The organism is Psychrobacter sp. CX14, assembly GCF_057396205.2.
In genome coordinates, this window is the sequence record NZ_CM183187.1 from 2,117,613 (window position 1) to 2,138,846 (window position 21,234).

At 40.5% G+C, this 21,234-nt stretch carries 17 protein-coding genes and 2 pseudogenes; 10 read left to right on the forward strand and 9 right to left on the reverse strand.

The window, feature by feature from the left end; all coding sequences use genetic code 11:
• Window positions 1–214 precede the first annotated feature (214 nt).
• The 4 genes from AC2SLO_RS08320 to AC2SLO_RS08335 form a co-directional block, all read right to left on the reverse strand.
• Window positions 215–856, reverse strand: coding sequence for a glutathione S-transferase (locus AC2SLO_RS08320; RefSeq protein WP_486540229.1), 642 nt, complete (start codon window positions 854–856; stop codon window positions 215–217).
• A gap of 504 nt (window positions 857–1,360) precedes the next feature.
• Window positions 1,361–2,962 carry a hypothetical protein gene (locus AC2SLO_RS08325; RefSeq protein WP_486540231.1) on the reverse strand — a complete coding sequence of 534 codons (1,602 nt, stop codon included), beginning with the start codon at window positions 2,960–2,962 and terminating at the stop codon, window positions 1,361–1,363.
• A 46-nt stretch (window positions 2,963–3,008) separates the two neighbouring features.
• Window positions 3,009–4,193: a hypothetical protein gene (locus tag AC2SLO_RS08330; protein WP_486540233.1), complete on the reverse strand. Its 1,185-nt coding sequence runs from the start codon at window positions 4,191–4,193 to the stop codon at window positions 3,009–3,011.
• 506 nt (window positions 4,194–4,699) lie between these two features.
• On the reverse strand, window positions 4,700–5,170 hold the full coding sequence (locus tag AC2SLO_RS08335) for a hypothetical protein (protein ID WP_486540235.1): 471 nt from the start codon (window positions 5,168–5,170) through the stop codon (window positions 4,700–4,702).
• A 460-nt stretch (window positions 5,171–5,630) separates the two neighbouring features.
• Between AC2SLO_RS08335 and AC2SLO_RS08340 the strand changes: the two are divergent.
• From AC2SLO_RS08340 to ykgO, 4 genes and pseudogenes are all read left to right on the forward strand, one after another.
• Window positions 5,631–5,720: pseudogene (locus tag AC2SLO_RS08340) on the forward strand (transposase); the annotation flags it as partial.
• Between the two features lie 810 nt (window positions 5,721–6,530).
• Window positions 6,531–8,168 (forward strand): BCCT family transporter, encoded by a 1,638-nt coding sequence (locus AC2SLO_RS08345; protein WP_486540237.1) that lies wholly within the window; start codon window positions 6,531–6,533, stop codon window positions 8,166–8,168.
• Window positions 8,169–8,454: 286 nt separating this feature from the next.
• Window positions 8,455–9,048, forward strand: coding sequence for a YceI family protein (locus AC2SLO_RS08350; protein ID WP_486540239.1), 594 nt, complete (start codon window positions 8,455–8,457; stop codon window positions 9,046–9,048).
• Window positions 9,049–9,257: 209 nt separating this feature from the next.
• Window positions 9,258–9,398, forward strand: coding sequence for a type B 50S ribosomal protein L36 (gene ykgO / locus AC2SLO_RS08355; RefSeq protein WP_486540241.1), 141 nt, complete (start codon window positions 9,258–9,260; stop codon window positions 9,396–9,398).
• Between the two features lie 94 nt (window positions 9,399–9,492).
• Here ykgO and AC2SLO_RS08360 read toward each other — a convergent pair whose 3' ends face one another.
• The 3 genes from AC2SLO_RS08360 to serS form a co-directional block, all read right to left on the reverse strand.
• Window positions 9,493–10,899, reverse strand: coding sequence for a YjiH family protein (locus AC2SLO_RS08360; RefSeq protein WP_486540243.1), 1,407 nt, complete (start codon window positions 10,897–10,899; stop codon window positions 9,493–9,495).
• 208 nt (window positions 10,900–11,107) lie between these two features.
• Complete coding sequence (gene tkt, locus AC2SLO_RS08365) at window positions 11,108–13,105, reverse strand: transketolase (RefSeq protein ID WP_486540245.1); 1,998 nt, start codon at window positions 13,103–13,105, stop codon at window positions 11,108–11,110.
• A 173-nt stretch (window positions 13,106–13,278) separates the two neighbouring features.
• Entirely contained in the window at window positions 13,279–14,565 is a 1,287-nt protein-coding gene (serS, locus tag AC2SLO_RS08370) for a serine--tRNA ligase (protein WP_486540247.1), read from the reverse strand.
• A 396-nt stretch (window positions 14,566–14,961) separates the two neighbouring features.
• Between serS and AC2SLO_RS08375 the strand changes: the two genes are divergently transcribed.
• The gene (locus AC2SLO_RS08375; RefSeq protein WP_486540249.1) at window positions 14,962–15,624 is read left to right on the forward strand and encodes a YcxB family protein; all 663 of its coding nucleotides are present in this window, start codon (window positions 14,962–14,964) and stop codon (window positions 15,622–15,624) included.
• Window positions 15,625–16,063: 439 nt separating this feature from the next.
• A complete protein-coding gene (locus tag AC2SLO_RS08380; RefSeq protein WP_486540251.1) occupies window positions 16,064–16,534 on the forward strand; it encodes a Dps family protein in 471 nt (156 codons plus the stop codon).
• A 111-nt stretch (window positions 16,535–16,645) separates the two neighbouring features.
• Here the strand turns inward: AC2SLO_RS08380 and AC2SLO_RS08385 are convergent, their stop codons facing one another.
• A complete protein-coding gene (locus tag AC2SLO_RS08385) occupies window positions 16,646–18,115 on the reverse strand; it encodes an SLC13 family permease (RefSeq protein WP_486540253.1) in 1,470 nt (489 codons plus the stop codon).
• Between the two features lie 216 nt (window positions 18,116–18,331).
• Here AC2SLO_RS08385 and AC2SLO_RS08390 point away from each other — a divergent pair, with 216 nt between their 5' ends.
• From AC2SLO_RS08390 to AC2SLO_RS08405, 4 genes and pseudogenes are all read left to right on the forward strand, one after another.
• Entirely contained in the window at window positions 18,332–19,081 is a 750-nt protein-coding gene (locus tag AC2SLO_RS08390) for an AzlC family ABC transporter permease (protein WP_486540255.1), read from the forward strand.
• On the forward strand, window positions 19,071–19,430 hold the full coding sequence (locus tag AC2SLO_RS08395) for an AzlD domain-containing protein (protein ID WP_486540257.1): 360 nt from the start codon (window positions 19,071–19,073) through the stop codon (window positions 19,428–19,430). Before AC2SLO_RS08390 ends, AC2SLO_RS08395 begins: the two co-directional genes overlap by 11 nt.
• Before the next feature lie 77 nt (window positions 19,431–19,507).
• Window positions 19,508–19,606: pseudogene (locus AC2SLO_RS08400) on the forward strand (hypothetical protein); the annotation flags it as partial.
• Window positions 19,607–19,694: 88 nt separating this feature from the next.
• On the forward strand, window positions 19,695–20,102 hold the full coding sequence (locus tag AC2SLO_RS08405; RefSeq protein WP_486540259.1) for a hypothetical protein: 408 nt from the start codon (window positions 19,695–19,697) through the stop codon (window positions 20,100–20,102).
• 59 nt (window positions 20,103–20,161) lie between these two features.
• Here the strand turns inward: AC2SLO_RS08405 and cobA are convergent, their stop codons facing one another.
• Window positions 20,162–21,124, reverse strand: a complete 963-nt coding sequence (gene cobA / locus AC2SLO_RS08410; protein WP_486540261.1) for a uroporphyrinogen-III C-methyltransferase — start codon at window positions 21,122–21,124, stop codon at window positions 20,162–20,164.
• Between the last annotated feature and the right edge of the window lie 110 nt (window positions 21,125–21,234).

Below are 21,234 nucleotides of genomic sequence, written 5' to 3' on the forward strand. Positions count from 1 at the left end.
TGTTTGTCAATCGCTAAATTATGTAATAACTATTAAGTCAGTATTTATAATCAACACCATTAAAATGACCGTTTCATGATTTTTTGTCTATCAATCTTGTAATAAGCTAGTCAAGATTTTGATTATAAAAGACTCTCTTACTTTTTGTAAGAGAGTCCTTTTAACATCAATATTTTATAAGCCGATTTATTTAAAATTTATAAGTAACTTCGACCTAAAAAACCAGAAGCTCATCACCCTCACGCCATGGCTGATATTTAGTCATAGCTTTTACAAAGATCGGATGCTCAAGCCAGTGGGTTAGCCATCGTTGCACATTAGGATAAGGTAGGCTATAAAAAGTCTCTCGATCAACGTGTGCAAACTGACGTACAAACGGCATGATACCGATGTCAGCCAAGCTTATGCTTTTGCTTAATATATAAGTATTCTGAGTCAGCAGGCTCTCTAACTGCTGTAAAAACACCTCTCCTTTTTGTCGATATTGCTCTTGTGTCATCTCTAGATGACGATCCGCATATTTATAACGATCTAGCCAATATTTAAACTCATTGTCGTTTTTATCAATAAGCGCATTGGCATGGTCTAAAGTATTCTGAGCCAGCAGTTGTTTCGGGTCATTTTGACTTAGCGCCCACACCATAATGTCACGGCTTTCATCAATGACCCTGTCATCATTTAATTGCAGCACAGGCACAGTACCCTTCGGACTAATGGCCAACATTTGAGATGGCTTATCTTTTAATACTACTTCTCGAAGTGCAACCTGAGTACCTGAAAATAACAGTCCAAGGCGTGACCGTATGGCATAAGGACAGCGGCGAAAAGAATATAAAATAGGTAGGTTATCCGTCATATCTATTTACTTATTATCAGTTGTCTTAAGGACTGTCTAGTTTAACAGATTGCCGCCCGACTGACTTTTGCTCACGGTCTTAGTTTGATGTCTATTATAAAGAAGCGTTACTGACCTCTGTTATATTCTGACTCTTATCTAATATTAAACTCTCTGTTACGACATCTAGGCAAACTACCCTAGCGATACTGTTAAATCAACCTTATTGATTAAAGGCTCTCTTATAATTCTATAGTTATCTTACAAACTCATTAATAGATACCTATCTGTACTCTTAAAATAATATAAACAAAGTCCCTAGTGATTCCATACGACAAAGGCTGTCGTATAATCACTTAACTATATTGTTCTATTATCAAGTTTTAATTAGTATAAAACTATAGACTAATGATAAGGGGTTGAAAGGGTTCCATTACATCAGTCTATTTTAAGTAGTTTATTGACGAGTTTAAGAGACAAAATAACCGGTCCCGTTGAGGTATAACTTAGCCTGAAATATCTGTGCTAATTGGTGTTACGCCCTAAATCTAATTTCATAATCTCATCAAAGAGAAAGAGCATCCCCAATAAAAGCTGATCGAACTCAGAAGAGTAATCCTCATCATTAATTTTCAGCTTGGAAATGGTCTTTTCGTATTCAGTGCCTTTTCTATGTGCAACACCAGTTGATCTAACCGATTGAACTCCTCTCAGCAGACTGGATAGCGCGGATAAATTTTGAGATTCTAACCTTTCAAGAAGAATTTCCATTAATGAGATAGATTTGATCGACTTATCTATTACTTCGAGGTGATCTCTAAGTGATTTAACATTTATTGAGTCTATAGTTGCTTTTGTAAGAGCAAGTACTTGCGCATCAAATTCTGATTGCTCGTTAGTTAGCATTGATCGTATAGACTCATAAAAATGCTCATCTTTAATTGAAAGCGGTAAGAAAAGATACCACCCATATTTTTTATTCCAATATTCCTGAATATCTCTAAACTTTTGCTTGAATCTGTGCTCTGGGTTTTCTGCATCGTAGAAATTACCTAGGAAGCTCCGCTCAAAATTTGTTCTACTTATTTTTCTTTCATCGGGTATCAAATTAAAGCTTTTCCAATAAACCTGCTCCTTGCTAGGTAAATCCTGACCTAGATCACCCAAAAATACTGATACATGATTTGGTGAGTTATTGTCAAATCTCAATCTCCACACGCCTGTTCTATCTAGATACCCATCTGTAATTTTATAGTCAGAAGAACTATAGTATTTCTGCATAACTTCCTTTCGAAAAAATACAGGCGTTAAGTAATGTGGAGAATCCGGATTGGCACCGAAATAATTAGCTAATTCATCAGGGTTACAAGAAAATATTTCAGGTTCATCAGTATCCCCACCAATAATGAAACTCTGATATTCTTTCTCTTGCTCAAATGGCCATACGCCACACTTTTCCACTGTTTCACATCTAATTAGTTTTTTTCCTAATATCCTAGAAAAAGATGTGTATCCATCCGAATAAGAGTCACCCGAATAGATTGTATATGTAAGTGCCGCATCTTTTATGTCATCAGAAAAGCCCACGCTTTCATGGTAGTGCCGAGTAAGCTCAAAGTATAAGAGTAAGTTCATTTGACGGGCCGCCATAAAAGAGCGCAAGTATCGCCTTCGAATTTTTACTTCATTATGTTCGATCTTTATCACTTCAACTTCGTCACCCACTTCGTCAAAACTAATAAATGAACCACTTTCATTGTCATGGTATAAATTATGAAACAAGCGGAACTCTTCAAGTATTTCAATGTAATCTTCTTTCCTACCGTGAAAGTCACGAACCAGAACTGGCCTCAAAAAGTCATCGTCTGGATTAGTGTAGTAAGTAGTAATTTCTTCACCATCCTCGTATGACATACTAAAACCTGGCCCTCCACTACCTACCATCAAATCCCAGCTAGGCCTTTCCATTGTACGTTCTGATTTTTCTTTCTTAACAAGTGCACAATACATTGTGCCATCATGGGCTGTATTGTTGATCGGATCGCGCTTATAAACGGTGACCCAGAGTTCTTCGCCGTGCTTATTAGATAAAAAATCGATAAAGTCTTCAAAAAGGTTTTGTGACATATTTAAAAATCCTTCCTTGTTCTAAAGTAGCGTCTTATTAAGAATTTTATGGCCTCTTAGCCCAAGATGCATTTTCAAAATAGCCTAGTTCTTTTTGTATTTTATTTACTTGTTCTTCGAAATCATCATCCCATTCTGGAATGTTCACATAAACAATATCATGAGAATAACCAACTACTGACGGGCCTAGATTATCTCTGGAAATACCAACTACAATTTTGACATCGGGAAGTCGACCTCTAACAACTAAGCACCTTAACCCTAGCTCTTGAACCCGAGCTTCTCGATCACTACTTGGCCCTAAATGGAATACAAATGCTGTGTTTTGGTGTGCCAGTACTACTCTGGCAGCAATTTTCAACTCGGGTTTTTGCAAAAATTCAGAAAATGCATCGACTAGATTTGCTCGATGACCACGGGGCTGGAGAGCCATTTGGATAAGAGCATATTGGTTATCAGTTGCCTGATTTGCGCCGTATTCAAACATACCGTCTGTAAGAAGATCACCAATAAAGTGCTCTATTAGCTTATCCCAAAAATACGAATCCTTATATGACTCCTGCATGGATTTATAGTCATCAGAGTCTATGAATCCTTTAAAAACTGTATCATCAATTATTAGTAAATCAGCCTCTTCATAAGGGAATGAATGGTTATTTAATAAATAAATCGCCAGTAAGTCTTCTATTCCTCCACCATTGAAAACTATATTAGCTCTATTTATTAGAGCCTCAACTTCGGTTAAAAAACTAACAAAATCTGTAATCGTATCTAGTAGACCAAAAATTGCTCCAAGACTGAACTCATCGCAGACATGCACGATACCATTTCCTAAATCACCTGACTGTGTTGGTATTTTACGCTGTGAGCCAAGTGATACTGATACTCGATGTACGATTCGATTTTCTTTTGGAGGCAATTCGACTTGTCGGCCATCGTGCCTAGTGAATTCAACTGAAGAATTCAACCATCTTTCAGCGCCCCATATTTGAGAAGCCGATTTATCTATTGCAGCCTTAGTCCACCTTTTCCAACCTGCTTCATCCCCTGTATCTTTGTACTTAATATCTTTTACAGAAATGATGACGATGTGTTTACCACAGACAATTAAGCAATCGCAAAGCTCTTTTCCTTTTTTTCCAATCGGATTTGGATGAGTCCAAAGATTGAGAAAAGCTCTCTCACATATAGAGTTCACAAATTTTTCTGATTCAGTCAATCCTTCGGACATAACATTCTCTCTGCTTGGTAACTAACGTTCATGTTTTCAGCTGTTTCGGAGCGAGTGGAACTAGTCCAACAATGATTAGATTAAGTCTTCACCTAGCCAACTATCCGTAATAATAACTGCTGCTAATTTTCCCTTAAAAACAGTATCTTTGAAAGCGTCAATGACGTTGATTTCGAGTCCTCACTAGGGAGTTGAACCAGAGCAAACACCTGACTGGTTAGCTACGTTCAAACTTATGATGTTTTAATAACTCAAACCCAGATGGACACTCATTCATTTTATAAAGTAAATAAGAATCTATTATTCTTGAATAGTGTATTTCCAAGAATTGAAATACATCATCTGCCTCTAGCTTTTCTCCGCTGAAATTTATTCCATTAAAATGAAAATCCCATTCATGTAGTATCACCCCAGAGTCATAAAGAAAGGCTGTTTTATCTACATTATTAACAGCATATACTAAAATATACGCAACGTTATCGGTGTAAACAACATCGTTGAACCTGTTAATTTTTTTTCGAAATTTTCATATAGTCAAAAGCTAATGTCTTATGTGGCTTTGCCCTACACTTTATTATCTTATCATCTGATTCAATATGAATTTTTGCATCCCAAAATTCAGGGGAATATCTATCTTCACCAACACTAAGGTAACTGTACTCTTCTGTCTCTACGCTGATAGATTCGTAAGGCTTTAGAATCAGTGGAGGAGAGCACTTATATATTTCTAAACAATAGTTCTTATCAAGAATAGCAAATATCTTATAAATACTTAGAGGTTTATCTTTCTTATTTTGAAAGACCATATTATTTATTCTTGCTTCAGATGTACCAGCAAGTGTAATGTCATAAGTGACATTTACTTTATATCCTATTTTTCTCCAAGCGAAGAAAATAGCAAAAAAAGAAGCGGATATGGCTGCAACTGGCCTAAAATGTTGATCAATCAATTCCCAAATTATTGATAAATATTCCAATGATGTCTACTCTTTTAAAAAGAATCTATTATAAATATTAATACTGCTATAAACCATCTCAGTATATCTGAGTCAAATTTATTCAGGGTAACGACCAAGCCCGTTTACTAAATCGGTAATCCTTCATCAAATTCTTATCTCCCTGTCTGCTTAAAAAATCCAATAGATTATTAGCTGTATACTCCTTTAAACCATCTATACATCCTCCTCTAAAGCATCTACAAGGAAATCACCCAGTAGTATTTCTTTAAATGTATACGTGTTCTAAGCCTTTAGTAAAAATCATACTATGAAAGACGCAGTATTTAGTTAGAGTATGGACTAGTCTGCAATTCGCAAGTATCTTCAAAAACTAAATATTGTTCTCATAAGAAATGTTATGGTAAATATTTTCAGAGAGGAAAAGGGAATTTCCTAAAGCTGTGTAACTGCTTATAATCCATTAATAGGAAAATAAGCAATGACTAACCAAACTGACCTTAAAAAACTGGCTAGCAGCATGAACAGCTTCGATGATATCAAAGACTTTCAGAAGCAACTCATGCAATCCTTATAGGTCAAATTACAAATTATATAAAATTTCTTGAACCAACATCCATTTTATATAGTATATATTATATATATAAAAGTTTATCTCCCTCCTAAACCTTAATTTATATATCTTACATATTATTTATATAATTACTACTAGATATAACGTGTAGGTGGCTTAGAAATATTGGTGGTGAAATGTAAATAACATTCATAACTTCACCACCACATAGGTGGCTTATGAGCAGCGTTAAAAAATTGCACCGCAATTTTAGCTTTACAAGAGAAGTCTTTTAAATAGGATTTCCGAAAGTCTAACGTCCTAACACAGCTATAAAATTGAACTACTGAATAGGCCTCCTAATGATTTTACGGTGACGCTATGTTAATAACTTACACTTCAATCATTAATAAGATTTTCTAAACCTATAAATGTTACTTTTTTATATTCCTTTGTATCATAATTTGACTTAGCATAATGATTTGTTAGGATAGCAGGCCTATTTTTTGCTAGTAAATTGTGCTTCTTTATTTACTAGATATTTATAATCGGTTATACCGCTTATTTTTATTGACCTCCCCCAGTTCTTATAGTCAATTTTAGCGCCACCTTTGGCGCTTTTTTATAGCGGTTTGTCTTGTTCTAGTTGTATCGCAACGTTTTAAGCATCTTTATCAAACTCAAAATTAGCTTTTGGTGTAACCGATACCAAAGCAAGTGTTACACCTTAATTTTTATGATTTAAAGCTACTCTAATATTGATAAAGGTAGTAAATATCAGCAACTTCATGTTGCTCGAATTTTATCAACTTTACATAGGACAATATTATGAGTATACAACCTGAAAAAATTCCTAAGCCCTTGCTAGAGCGATTTCGTAAGCGCTTATATACCACCGATCACGAAGTCGGTGAAAATAACGTCGAATTTATGGGTATGGATGTGCATAACCCTGTTTTCGGTATTGCCGCCTTATTGGTTGTTGGCTTTGTGATATTTACTCTAGCCATGCCGGAGTTAGCCAACTCATGGTTAAACGGCGCTAAAGAATGGGTCGTTAACACTTTTGACTGGCTAATTGTCAGTGCCAGTAACGTGTTTGTTTTATTTTGTTTGGCTCTCATCCTCTCGCCTTATGGCAGTATTCGTATTGGCGGTATCAAGGCGACACCTGACTTTTCTCGCTTGTCTTGGTTGTCTATGCTATTTGCCGCTGGTATGGGTATTGGCTTAATGTTCTGGTCGGTCGCTGAACCGTTGGCATATGCTAGCGGCTGGTTTGGCACACCGCTTGGTGTCGAGGCCGATACACCAGAAGCGTTTAGCGCAGCCATGGGTGCAACCATGTACCACTGGGGTTTACACCCTTGGGCCATTTATGCCACCGTTGGATTATCACTTGCGCTATTTGCATTTAACTTCCGTTTCCCATTGACCTTACGCTCTGTGTTCTACCCTCTTTTTAAAGAAAAAACATGGGGGCTACCCGGTCATATCATTGATATCTTGGCAGTTTTGGCCACTATCTTTGGTCTAGCGACTTCTTTGGGTTTGGGCGCACAGCAAGCAGCCGGTGGTCTCAAATATCTGTTTGGCGTCGATATGGGCGTGAACGTCGCAGAAATGATTATCATCGGTGTGGTCAGTCTGTTAGCGACCATTTCTGTCGTTCGTGGTCTTGATGGCGGGGTCAAAGTCCTATCAAACTTTAATATGGGACTGGCATTCTTATTAATGCTGTTCGTATTTTTGGTCTCAAATCCACTACAATTAGTCGGTCAAATGTTTGTAACAGCGGCAGATTATGCCACTCACATCCTGCCTTTATCTAACCCAGTTAATCGTACCGATACCGATTTTTATCATGGCTGGACATTATTCTACTGGGCGTGGTGGATTAGTTGGTCGCCATTTGTGGGTATGTTTATCGCCCGTATCTCAAAAGGTCGTACCGTGCGTGAATTCTTAACCGCCGTTATGGTAGTGCCTACTATCGTGACCATTATTTGGATGACCGTATTTGGTCGAACTGGTTTGGATCAGTATCAAAACCAAGTGGGTGATTTGGCTGAAGGCGTGACCGATGCCTCATTAACCTTATTCCAAATGCTACATAATCTACCTTTGGGTATGATCACCTCAATCATTGCGATTGTATTGGTACTGGTGTTCTTTATCACCTCATCAGACTCAGGCTCGCTAGTGATTGATACCATCACTGCAGGCGGTAAGCTTGAAGCTCCGGTTCTACAGCGTGTATTTTGGGCGCTAGCACAAGGCTTTATTGCTATTGCCTTATTGTATGGCGGCGGTGAAGAAGCATTGACCTCACTACAATCAGGGGCTGTAAGTACCGGCCTACCGTTTACACTGGTATTATTGATGATGTGCTTTAGTTTATTCTTAGGCCTACGCCGTATTTATAAAGCGCGTGAATGGTTATTTGATGAACTAAAGAAAGACTAATGGCAACAATCATTTAAATAAGCTCTATTTGAATAAACCAGTTGATAATTAATGGATAAAATGCACTCTAAATAGTTTAGGGTGCATTTTTTAATTCTTATAAATAACGACAGTCAAGCCAGATAAAAATAACCGCTCACACCCGATTAGCGACCTCTTAACATCCTTTCTATAGCTTTATACAGCGTTAATGCCTATAATCTGTGGCCAAGTAAGCCTATTGTATAGAAAATTATTGTGTGATTTACAAGGCTTTACTGATTTATAATTTGTATGGACCGTTAGAATGAACATGACCCTCTCCTCTACCCTCAAGACCACTTTTGCCTGTCTAGCGATAACACTACCGAGCTTAGGTATGTCGGCAGTAGCGGCAACGCCAAACCAGTGGCAATTAAATATGCCTAAGACGCAGGTTAATTTCTCTGTGCCTTATCTCAAAAAATTCACCGTCCATGGTAAATTCCATGATATCAATGGCATTATTTATTATGACGAGAAGTCTCCAGAGAAGACCACCGTTCGCTTCACAGTAAAGACAGAAAGTATCGATACCGACCTCAAACCGCGTGATTTGTTTTTACGCCGTAAAGAGCTGTTAAATACCAAACAGTACCCCACCATGAAGTTTGTCTCAAAAAGCATCAAGCTAATTACGCCGCGCGAAGGCTACGTCACTGGTGACTTTACCGCATTGGGCATTACCAAGCCATTAACCGTCAAGGTGACTTTAAACGAGACTAAATCTAGAACACCGTCACTAAAATTTACCGCAACAGGTAAGATTAATCGTCAGGACTACGGCTCAACTGCCTTTCCGAATATGATTGGTAATATTATTCCTATTAATGTTTCAGGCGAGCTGATTCCTGATAAATAAAGATCTCATTAATTTTAATTGCTTAGGCTATATTAATTAGCACCAATAGCTTAATAAAAATAAAATCCATAAAAACCCGCTGCTCAGCAAACTGACAGCGGTTTTTTTGTGCACCAAAATCGATTTAAATTAAAATAAAATATCGTGTGCTCTTTAACTAATTATTAAAATGTTATATTATAACATTTCATTTAGAAAAGGAGTCTGCTATGCAAGTATTAAGCTCATTAAAGTCTGCCAAAAATCGTCATCCTGATTGCCAAGTGGTACGCCGTCGTGGCCGTGTTTTTGTTATCAATAAAACCGATGGCCGCTTTAAAGCAGTACAAGGTAAAAGCAAGAAACGCTAAGCGTTGTTTGATAACAAAAATAAAAAAGTCCGCTATGAATGCCATAGCGGACTTTTTAATGGGTTCTTTCTAATAGCTTTGAGCGGTTAATAGACTAATAAACCATATGTGCAATGGCTGAAATAATTACCAAACTAATCAAAGTACGAATCATAAAAATGATAAACAGCTCTAACACATTGAGCTTAATATTCGACTTTAAAATCAAAGCGCCAATTTCAGACATATAAATAATTTGGGTAATCGACACCGCGCCCACAACAAAGCGAGTCAATTCACTATCAATGCTCTTGCCCACCAATGCTGGCAAGTACATATCAGCAAAGCCCATCACCATTGCCGGTGCTGCTTGCGCCGCTTCTGGTATCTGCAAAAGATTGAGTACGGGCACTAGAGGCGCACCAAGCCAATTAAATACCGAAGTGTATTCTGATAGCCCCAGACCAATGGTACCAATAGCGAAAATCAGCGGAATTAAACCCAAATAAATATCACACAGTTTAATAAGACTCGATCTAAACAGGCGCAGTAAACTTGGCATGTTATATGCTCGGGTGACCGCTCGGGATACAGCCCATTCGTGAGTACTGGCATGTTTAGGCACATGCTCGTTTAATCGACCCTCACCAGTATGATACGTCTCCGGCTTTAGCGATAACGGTGGTAGTCTTGGCATAACGATAGCCGCCACAAAGCCAGTAATGGCGATAGCGATATAGAAGAATACAAACTGCCCTTCTACGCCAATGGTCTTAGCAATAACATAGGTAAATGCAATCGAGGTCACCGAAAAGCTGGTCGAGATAATCGCCGCTTCACGCTGATTATAAAAGCCTTTGTCATACTGCTGTATGGTCACTAATAGACCGATAGACGATGCGCCAAACCAAGAGGACATGGCATCAACCGCAGAACGACCGGGTAGTTTAAACAGCTTAATAAAGACTTTACGCGACAAGGTGCCTAAGTATTCCATTAACCCAAAGTCGGTTAAAAACGGCAGTACTAAAATGGCAACAAAGAACAGCGGTAGCAAAATCGGGATTAAGTCTTCAAATATGACCCCGCCAGTATTACGATTAATAATAAACTCAGGGCCTATTTGTAGATAAATCATCCATATAAATAGCACACCCAAAAAGCGACAGATAAGCCACGGCCAAGTGATGTCAAACAGCTGCTCTATAACGGGATGCTTGGATAAATTAGGCTTGAATAAGGTGACAAATAAACTACCGATAAAGGAGAGTGTCACAATCGCTAATGCCACATAGGCTAGGTAATCACTCAACGCCGCTTGCAGCGTGTCGGTCAATACCCCTAATAAAATGGTAACTTTACCGTCCCATTCAAAGGGAACGATAAACAGCAGCAAACCAATGGCAGAAAATATAATAAACTTCCATAATGAACTGCGCCACTGTGCACCGGTAGGCATCTCCGATTCGGAAGGGTCCTCGTCTAGCATCGGTCTTTGCAGACCTTCTAAGGGATCAGTCAAACGTTTGTCTCCTCATAAAATATGTGCTATTTAATATCTGGACTTTGCTGAGTTGCTCATTAGATATGTTTAGGAATCCATCATATTAATACAATATTTAGGATAACTCACAACTGAAATGACGACCAAAAAAAGAGCTGCGAGATAATCTGGCAACTCTTTTTTTGACTTAGTAGAGCTGAAGTAAAATCGTTCGTTCAGCTAACCTTTAGACTAGGCTATTAACTGCCTCTACCACCGCTTCAGAAGTGATGCCGAACTCTTTGTATAAGTCGCTTGCAGGAGCAGATTCACCATAAGTGGTCATACCGATAACTTTGCCGTCTAGACCAACAAACTTGAACCAGTAATCCACATGTGCCGCTTCTACCGCAACACGGGCACGGATATTGGCCGGTAATACCGATTCACGGTAGCTGTCATTTTGTGCAGTGAATAATTCAGCACATGGCATAGACACGACGCGAACGCCAACGCCCTGCTCGCTTAAAGTATTATAAGCGTCCATCGCTAAGCCAACTTCAGAGCCAGTAGCGATAATAATCGCTTGTAGCTCAGATTGCTCTTTGGCCAATACATAACCACCTTTAGCAATGTTTGCCACTTGTTCGCTGTCCCGTGCTTGATGCGGCAGACCTTGGCGGCTAAAGATAAGCGCAGATGGGGTGCTGGCAGCTTTTAATGCTTCTGCCCATGCCGTTGCTGATTCTGTGGTATCACAAGGACGCCATGTGTGTAGGTTCGGCGTGGTGCGTAAGCTGGTTAACTGCTCAACCGGCTGATGGGTTGGGCCATCTTCACCAAGACCAATAGAGTCATGGGTATAAACATGAATCACACGCTGCTTCATTAATGCACCCATGCGAACGGCATTGCGTGCATATTCCATAAACATCAAGAAAGTTGCCACGTATGGGATAAAGCCACCATGAAGGGCAATGCCGTTGGCAATCGCCGTCATACCAAATTCACGAACACCGTAATAGATATAGTTACCATCGGCATCCGTCTGAATCCCTTTAGCGTCTTTGAATAGCGTTAGGTTAGAACCGGCTAAGTCTGCAGAGCCGCCCATAAGCTCTGGCAATAATGGCTGGAAAGTATTGATGGCATTAAAGCTCGCTTTACGGCTTGCCACATCCTCGCCTTTTTCTTGACACTGCTGAATGTACTCTTGAGCCTTTTGCTCAAAGTCTGCAGGTAGCTCACCACTTAAGCGGCGCTCAAGTTCGGCTGCAAGCTCTGGGTATGCTTTTTTGTAAGCTTCGAAATCTGCTTCCCAGTTCTTTTGCTGCATATCGCCTTTGGCTTTACCATCCCACGCCTCATAAATGTCATCAGCGAGTTCAAATGGCGCATGTTTCCATGCCAGCTCGTCACGCGTTAGGGCGATTTCATCATCACCTAGCGGTGCACCGTGGCTTGATGCCTTGCCCTGTTTGTTCGGGCTACCCACACCAATGATGGTTTTACAGATAATTAAACTTGGCTTGGTTGTTTCAGCTAGCGCCTCTTCTGTGGCTTTGGTAATGGCATCGGTGTCATGACCGTCGACCTTAATTACTTGCCAGCCATAGCTTTCAAAACGTTTTTGAGTGTCGTCTGTGAACCAGCCGTCAACTTCACCATCGATAGAGATACCATTATCGTCATAATAGAAGACCAATTTGCCTAGACCTAAGGTACCAGCAAGGGATGCTACTTCATGGCTAATGCCTTCCATCAAGCAGCCGTCACCTAAGAATGCATAGGTGTTGTGGTCAATAATATTATGGCCTTCGCGGTTGAACTGCGCCGCCAATGTCTTCTCAGCAATCGCAAAACCGACCGCGTTTGCGATACCTTGCCCTAGTGGACCCGTTGTGGTTTCAACACCTGGCGTGTAGCCATACTCTGGGTGACCTGGCGTTTTTGAATGCAATTGACGGAAGTTCTTTAAATCATCAATACTAACGTCGTAGCCAGTCAAATGTAGTAAAGAATAGATCAGCATCGACCCATGACCATTTGATAATACAAAGCGGTCACGGTTTGGCCAGCTAGGATCAGCTGGGTTATGCTTTAAAAATTTGCGCCATAATACCTCAGCAATATCAGCCATACCCATTGGCGCGCCTGGGTGCCCTGAATTGGCTCGTTGAACCGCATCAAAAGAAAGAACACGAATGGCGTTGGCTAGTTTGCGTTCAGATATAGGTGTCGACATATAAAATCCTAGGTTTTGGTGGTCTGTTAAAACGAAAGGTTAATAGAGGTGGTTTGAATGAACAGCGATTTTTATAAAAACGCCACATCCTGTCACTCTTACAATGGCAGGATGCTTAAAGTAAATCGTTATAGGTTTAAAATTAATGCGTATTAAGGGTTAAACTAATAAATTTAGGCTGAAATAGTCTCAGCACCGCCCATATACGGACGCAATACTTCTGGAATTGTGATGCTACCATCGGCATTTTGATGGTTCTCCATCACGGCAAGTAAAGTACGGCCAACTGCAAGACCAGAACCATTTAGGGTATGCGCAAGTTCGGTCTTTTTGCCATCTTTAACACGGGTACTCATACGGCGGGCTTGGAAGTCGCCACAGTTTGAGCAGCTTGAGATTTCACGGTAGGTGTCTTGACTTGGTAACCACACTTCGATGTCATAAGTACGTTTGGCACTAAAGCCCATATCACCAGTACATAGTTTTACCACACGATATGGCAAATCTAATTGCTGCAAAATATACTCTGCTTGACCGGTCATTTGCTCAAGCAGTTCATCGGACTGTTCAGGCGTCGCAATGTTTACCATTTCTACTTTTTCGAACTGATGTTGGCGAATAAGACCACGCGTGTCACGGCCATGCGAGCCTGCCTCACTTCTAAAGCAAGGCGTGTGTGCCGTAAATTTAAGAGGAAGCTCTTTGGCATCCAAACGCTCACCACGCACCAAGTTAGTCATCGGCACTTCGGCAGTTGGGATTAAGTAAAAGCCCATATCGTCATTATTAGTATGGTTAGTCAATTTGAATAGATCTTCTTCAAACTTAGGCAGCTGTCCTGTACCTTGTAGGCTATCTGAATTAACAATATAAGGTACATAAGTTTCGGTATAGCCATATTTAGCAGTATGTGTGTTTAGCATAAATTGAATCAATGCACGATGTAACTGTGCAAGCTGACCGGTTAACACGTTAAAACGGCTACCGGTTAACTTAGCCGCAGCAGCGAAATCCAACATATGCAGATTTTCACCAATATCGGTATGATCTTTGATTTCAAAATCAAATTGACGCGGCGTGCCCCACTTGCGTACCTCAACATTGTCGTCTTCAGATTCACCAACAGGCACATCGTCGGCTGGAATATTTGGAATCTGTAGTGCTGCTTGGTTGATTTTGTCTTGCAGTTCTTTTAATTCCTCTTCAGCTTGCTTCATATCAGTGCTGATGGTTTGCATCTCGGCAAGCAGTCCACTGGCATCTTCGCCATTTTTCTTTAATACACCCACCTGCTTAGCACCCGCATTACGCTTGGCTTGCAGATCTTCAGTCTTTACTTGTAGGGATTTGCGCTGCGACTCCATTTGTTGCCAAAACTCTATATCTAGCTCATAACCACGGCTCGCAAGCTTCTGTTTCAGCTCGGTTAAATCTTGGCGTAATAACTTAGGATCAATCATGCAACACCTTTTTAATAATATGACTTATGAATATGGGGCTTATGAATAACGATAATACCAATAGTAATAATAGGTGCTATCATACCAAGACCGAGCATTTTTGACCATGTTAAAAGACGCATAAGTCTTCATTTTAGTAATAAAATTGTACTCATTAGCCAGTAAATGGCTTATTTTTTATCATTCTATTTAGTCGCCCTTACCAGTGCATCCAAACCCTCTCTCCTTGCTTTGTTATTTTTTCAACCACAACCTACGGTTAAAAGTTTCAATTAGCGGCGCTTTTCGGTAAGATACCCCTACGCAAATGACAGACTGATTTAGGCGCCGCCTTAAGTGATGTCATCTTATTTTCGTTACCATTCGCCCTATTTAACATCCTATTCGAGTAATTATATGGCTCTTTACCCCTACACCCTTCAACCCGTTGCTATTAATCTGACTGAAGAAGAATTTCATCAAGCGCAGTTTGAGTTATTTGAGCAGACCACGCCCTCTTTTGGTCTTCGCAGCATTAAGATGAAAGAGTGGATTATCATGGCGATATTCGTCGTTATCGCTGTTGCCGGCCTTATTTTTGTTAATGGCTACTCGACGATTATTTTTTGGCTGATGCTTATATTGGTGGCTATCTATTTACTGGTGCGTACCCTTGGTATGAAATGGTATGTCAAAAAAGAGTTTGAAAAACAGATGGCTGAGCAAGAAATGCCCGATGAGATGCGTCAATTAAAATTGGGCGTTCAAAAGCACGGGCTTATTATGGCCATGCCAGCACCCAATGCAGGTCTTCAAAATAACATGTCTAAATCCATGCGCGGTATGCAGATGCGTGCATCGAATACGCAACAAGCAGTGATTCCTTGGACAGCAGTTAAGAGCTGGGATGAGACAGATGACTATATCTTTATGTTATTTGAGATGCAGGGTCAGCAAGGCAGTCAGATTATTCCTAAGCGCTTAAAGGCCAATAAGTTCCCTATCGATACAATTCGCACTCACCTACAAGAAGTGGTTCCTATTCGCGGTTTGCAAGTTGAGACTTTGGGTAAACCATAGACCGAATTTAACCAATGCTAGCTAATAAATAATACACCTAATAAAAGCTGCTCCCTGAGTGGCTTTTATCGTTTTATAGGGTTATATAAAACCCTACTCTACTACTAAAGTCTTATTAATGGTATAGAAGGGTTTTGTTGGGTATTCTTTACATATCTATTTGTAATTATGGCTTAATTACTATCACAAAATTGGTTATGATTAACAGTAAATTATCAAGCAGTGAATAAAAATTAACTTACTACTGTTACTCAAATATCTTCTATGTTTATAAAACAAATCATCAATTGATTTGTAAAACCTATCGATGTATTAGATATAATTCATTTAACTAATTAATAGTATTTTGCTATTATAATTAATGTTGAAAGGCAAAGCTGGTAGGACCTTTAGCGTATCTACCGCAACTGCATAAATTTAAAATAAGAGGATAATAATTATGACTACTAATCAAATCGGTCTAGAGAAAAAAGATATGTCACCAGTGATTGAGAAATTAAACGAACTGCTATCAAGTTATCATATCTTCTATATTAATGTTCGTGGCTACCACTGGAACGTTAAAGGTGAACACTTCTTCTCACTACATGAAAAGTTTGAAGAGTTATACACTAGCCTGCAAGTTCAAATTGATGAGATTGCTGAACGTGTCTTGACTTTAGGTGGTACCCCACTTCACGCCTATAGCGACTTTGCTCAAAACAGTACCATCAAAGAAGACAAAGGCGTATTCAATGGTAAAGACTGTGTACGCGGTGTTGTTGCCGGCTTACAAGAGCTTATTGAAGAACAGCGCCAAGTCTCTGCCGCTGCTGAAGAAGCGGAAGACCAAGGTACTGCGGATTTAGTCGATGACTATGTACAAGAACAAGAGAAGCTTGTTTGGATGTATAACGCGTTCTTAGGCTAGTTTTAAAGTTGAGAGCTCTTCAAAATATTGAATGCTAAATAACTAAATACTAAAAAAGCCCCGCTCAAATCGAGCGGGGCTTTTTTTCAACATTGCCTAATTTCATCTTGTTTATAGCAAGAAGAAATACGCCCAGCAGGCCACAACAATAGCCGCCACAATGTTTAATACCATACCAACACGTACCATCTCTGACTGTTTAATCAGACCAGTACCAAAAACAATAGCGTTTGGCGGTGTCGCTACTGGCAGCATGAAGGCACAAGACGCGCCGATACCAATAATCATCACCAATACTTCAGTCGGCAGGCCCATTTGTTCAGCAATGGCGACAAAAACTGGCACCAATAAAGCAGCTGATGCAGTATTAGACGCAAATTCTGTCAAAAAGATAATAAAGGCTGCAATCACTAACATCACTAAGAATAACGGTGTCGTCATTAAGGCATTCGCTACAGTCTCCCCCATTACAAGAGATGCACCCGATGCCTTTAAGATATTAGATAAGGCGATACCACCCCCGAATAGCATGAGCACGCCCCAATCGGTATTATCAGACACTTGCTTCCAAGACACCAAACCAAAGCTAACCACAGCTACAGCTGCTGCCAAAGCAATAATAGAGTCCATGTCACTGATATTAAGCATCTCACCTAATTTGCTACCAAATACCCATGATAAAGCGGTGGCCAAAAAGATAATAATCGTAATTACTCTAGGCTTGGTCCATGGAATATCCGGCTGGTTAACGCTGCTGATATGCACGTTTAGATTTGGCTTTATAACCAAATACATCGCACCCAATAATAGTGGCGTTAATACAAAGGTCAATGGTAAGCCAAATTTCATCCAATCAACGAATGAGATATCCAAAGCTTTAGCCGCAATGGCGTTCGGAGGTGAGCCAACAATAGTACCTAACCCGCCCAAACTTGCCGAATATGCAATACCCAGTAAGACAAACACAAAGGTACCGCGGTCTTTTTCACGGTCCACTTGTGACAACATACCAATAGCCAGAGGCAACATCATAGCTGCAGTGGCGGTATTTGAAATCCACATCGACAGCAGCGCCGTGGCTAAGAATATTAATATCACTGCATTACCCAAGCGTCCGCCTGACATAGAAATCATTTTTAAAGCGATTTTCTCATCCAGTTTTTGCACATGCAGCGCTGCCGCTAAGGCAAAACCACCGAAGAACAGATAAATCGTAGGGCTAGCAAAGCTTGATAGCGCACTTTTGGTATCAAATTCTGGAATGCCAATTGCTACCCCAATAATCACCACTAAAATAGCGGTAATGGTCACATGCAGCGCCTCGGTTAGCCAAAGTGCACCGATAAATACCAGCATCGCAAGCCCTTTATTTACCTCGTTCTCAAAGGGTAATATATTAAATAGAATAATACTAATAATCGCGGCTATCGCGGTGATGACCAACCCTTTGACCGTGCCTTTAGGAAAAGTATCGGTAAATAAATACTCATTGCCATCATTGGGCAGATGCGCGTCGAGATTATCCCTCTCTTTTACCGTATCTGACCGTACAGATGATCCTTTATTATTTGACTGTTGCATATAATTTCCTTATAAAGACCAATGGTATCGCTTTATAAGCGTGCGATAATACCATTTTCCAAGTCCTTAAAATAAGACGATTAAATATAAATAAGTCCAACAGGGTTATACTATTCCCACTGCTGGGCGTCTAGCAAATAAAATGTAATTCTATCCACTGTATTAGAATTAATAAACACTTAATATCAATATTGATGATAAATATTAGGATACTGCGTGACAACCCATTCTAAAACCCCACCTCCACAGGCTACGTCCCAATATGACTGGGCATCAGGATTTAAGAAAAGCTTACCCGTTGCGATGGGGTATTTGCCTGCCGGCATCGCATTTGGCGTATTAGCACAAGTAGCCGGCATTCCGCTTTGGGCGACAGTGATGCTAAGCGTGGTGCTCTATGCAGGCGCAGCTCAATATGCCTGTTTGCCCATGCTCAGTGCCGGCTTGCCCATTGGCACGATATCGACCAACATTGCGGCTATTAACTTGCGTCATATCTTTTATGGGATGCCGTTATTACAATCCTTACCGGACAACAAGTTGGCTAAGACCTACTGTTTGTTTGCGCTCACGGACGAGACATTTTCGGTGATGACGAGCCTACCGCAGGCATCACGTAAGGCGTTAATTCTGCCGATTAGCTTATTCAATCAAAGCTGGTGGGTGATTGCAGGGGCGATTGGATTTTTGCTTGGTGGGACGTTAAGCAATTTGATACCGCATTTGGATTTTGCCTTAGTCTGTCTGTTTGCTATTTTGGCGTATGAGCAGTTTCAAAGCATCAAGCGCTACTTCCCGATTGGTATCGCAGTGCTTTCTTTAATCATTGCTTCTTTTTTTACCAGTGACTGGTTATTATTGATGGCTATTACCATTTGTATGCTGCTTATCTTGGCACGTGGATTTTGGGTAGGACGTCATACGCTTGATGCTGCTAGCGAGAAAGGAGATTGCAATGACCAGTAGCTATCTGATTCTTGCGACCTTTGCGATGGCGGGCGTGACCTTTATCATCCGCGCCCTGCCTGCTCTTATTCCTAAACAAATACTCGATACGCCTTGGCTACATCGCTTAAACGAAAGCTTGCCACTATCAGTGATGGTGCTACTGATTTTAACCAGTCTGTCTTATCAAGATTTATCCGCTGTCACAGGGATACACAGTGCGGAACTGCATTTATTATTGGCACAAATTGGCGCGCTTATTTTAGTGCTGCTTGTTTATCACATTAGTCGTCAGTTATTGGTCAGTATGATTGTCGGCATTGCTGCATTAAATGGCTTATTGTGGGTGTTTACTCATCTTCTCTCTTAATTGACTGTTGGCGTATTAAATGAGCTGCGTAAAAATGCCATTGTCGCAGCCTGTTATGATTTAGACGCACTCATTTACAAGTGGCAGTGCCGATGACCGCCGGTCAGGAATTTAATGCGTTTGCCACTATGATAAAAGCTGAGGAAAAACGCATCGAAGAGTCTCGCCACCTGTAATATGAAATCAAAAAGGGAGATTATCTATTGATAATCTCCCTTTTTTTAAGTAGCCTAATCGGCTCTAATATACTTTTAAGGATTTTTTATGAACAAGCTTTTGACCAATGCTACTCTACTTATGACCGTTGCTTTAGCCGGATGTAGCTCAACAGGAACAGGCCTTAGCAATACTGGTGAAGCTGGCACTGCTGTGGGTAATGCCACCAACATGGGTATGAATATCTTTAAATCTGCGGTAGATAATCAGTGCCGTAGTGAGATTGAGAAGCAAAATGCGTGGCGTATTGCCCGTGTTGCTATGAATTCAGAGCAAGAAGAAGCCGCTAAAACCAAAATCTGTGGCTGCGTGAGCGAGCAAGCACCTCAGCAAGTCACGGTTATGGACATGACCAACGCCGCAATCGACTCAAAATATCGCTCGCAGTTGGTTACTAAAGTTGTGGCTAAATCACTACAAACTTGTTATGCCAATTTTACCAAGCCAAGTGCGTAAATAACCTATATATCAGCATAATAGTTAGAGCGGCTGCGTACGAATAAGTCTTTTAGTGGTTAAACGGACACGGCTTGCTCTAACAATATCTTTCTTTGATGATTCGTATCTGCTGTTACTTCCAGCTTGTTATCTAATGTCAATCTAGATAAGTTTGCTAAGTTAAAAGGGGCTAATTGGTCATGAAGTGTTACCACATCGCCCATAATCAATAACGCTGGCGTAGGTAGATTCACTGTCGCCTGCTGCGCGGTGATACTCTCTAGAGTGCCGACTAAGATTTGTTGAGTTGGCAGGCTGGCATGACTAATCAGCGCAAAGGGCGTTTTTGGATCACGGCCCGCTTGTATTAAGCCCTGCGTTAAGCTCTCTAACCGATGCAATCCCATATATAGCACAACCGTCTGTGTCGGATCGAGCATCTCAGCGAAGTCCTCATTCGGTGCATTGGTCTTTTTATAGGCGGTGACAAATTTAACCGACTGTGCGCAGTCACGGTGGGTCAGCGGAATGCCTGTGCTACTGGCGGCAGCACTTGCTGCGGTAATACCTGGAATAGATTCAAAGCAAATCCCATGCTTAACGACAGTTTGTAGCTCTTCGCCACCACGACCAAATATAAAGGGGTCACCGCCTTTTAGACGTACCACACATTTGCCAGCTTGGGCATGAGTGACTAACAGCTGATTAATATCTTGCTGCGGTAGGGCGTGATTAGCGCGTCTTTTTCCAACAAATATCTTTTTGGCCCGTGGCGAACACATGTCTAGGATGTCTTGCGACACTAAGCTATCGTAAAGTACCAAGTCGGCTTGCTGCATCACCCGATACGCCTTTAGGGTTAATAACTCTGGGTCGCCTGAGCCTGCCCCGACCAAATACACTGCCCCTTTTTGAGCCTGCTTTTGTGGTGTCTTAGCAGTATACGTGTGTAGACAATCACTTGGCGTATATGAAGAGGATTGAGATGTTAGAGAAACGTCTGATAAAGGTGAAATATTTGAAAGTATTGAATCGGTCATGCTCGGCGGCGCTCCTGGCGTATAACATATAAATGGCTGAACACTGACGCCCCAAGGCAATTTAATATTGACAAAATTAACATTTGAATCAGTTAATGACATTTGAGCTT

What these genes read in the sequence shown, in the direction of transcription:
- AC2SLO_RS08350 (WP_486540239.1), top strand. Translation starts at nt 8,455, where the DNA reads ATGAACATGACCCTCTCCTCTACCCTCAAGACCACTTTTGCCTGTCTA.
- AC2SLO_RS08395 (WP_486540257.1), top strand. Translation starts at nt 19,071, where the DNA reads ATGACCAGTAGCTATCTGATTCTTGCGACCTTTGCGATGGCGGGCGTG.
- AC2SLO_RS08320 (WP_486540229.1), bottom strand. Translation starts at nt 856, where the DNA reads ATGACGGATAACCTACCTATTTTATATTCTTTTCGCCGCTGTCCTTAT.
- AC2SLO_RS08405 (WP_486540259.1), top strand. Translation starts at nt 19,695, where the DNA reads ATGAACAAGCTTTTGACCAATGCTACTCTACTTATGACCGTTGCTTTA.
- AC2SLO_RS08375 (WP_486540249.1), top strand. Translation starts at nt 14,962, where the DNA reads ATGGCTCTTTACCCCTACACCCTTCAACCCGTTGCTATTAATCTGACT.
- AC2SLO_RS08345 (WP_486540237.1), top strand. Translation starts at nt 6,531, where the DNA reads ATGAGTATACAACCTGAAAAAATTCCTAAGCCCTTGCTAGAGCGATTT.
- serS (WP_486540247.1), bottom strand. Translation starts at nt 14,565, where the DNA reads ATGATTGATCCTAAGTTATTACGCCAAGATTTAACCGAGCTGAAACAG.
- tkt (WP_486540245.1), bottom strand. Translation starts at nt 13,105, where the DNA reads ATGTCGACACCTATATCTGAACGCAAACTAGCCAACGCCATTCGTGTT.
- AC2SLO_RS08385 (WP_486540253.1), bottom strand. Translation starts at nt 18,115, where the DNA reads ATGCAACAGTCAAATAATAAAGGATCATCTGTACGGTCAGATACGGTA.
- AC2SLO_RS08380 (WP_486540251.1), top strand. Translation starts at nt 16,064, where the DNA reads ATGACTACTAATCAAATCGGTCTAGAGAAAAAAGATATGTCACCAGTG.
- cobA (WP_486540261.1), bottom strand. Translation starts at nt 21,124, where the DNA reads ATGACCGATTCAATACTTTCAAATATTTCACCTTTATCAGACGTTTCT.
- ykgO (WP_486540241.1), top strand. Translation starts at nt 9,258, where the DNA reads ATGCAAGTATTAAGCTCATTAAAGTCTGCCAAAAATCGTCATCCTGAT.
- AC2SLO_RS08325 (WP_486540231.1), bottom strand. Translation starts at nt 2,962, where the DNA reads ATGTCACAAAACCTTTTTGAAGACTTTATCGATTTTTTATCTAATAAG.
- AC2SLO_RS08330 (WP_486540233.1), bottom strand. Translation starts at nt 4,193, where the DNA reads ATGTCCGAAGGATTGACTGAATCAGAAAAATTTGTGAACTCTATATGT.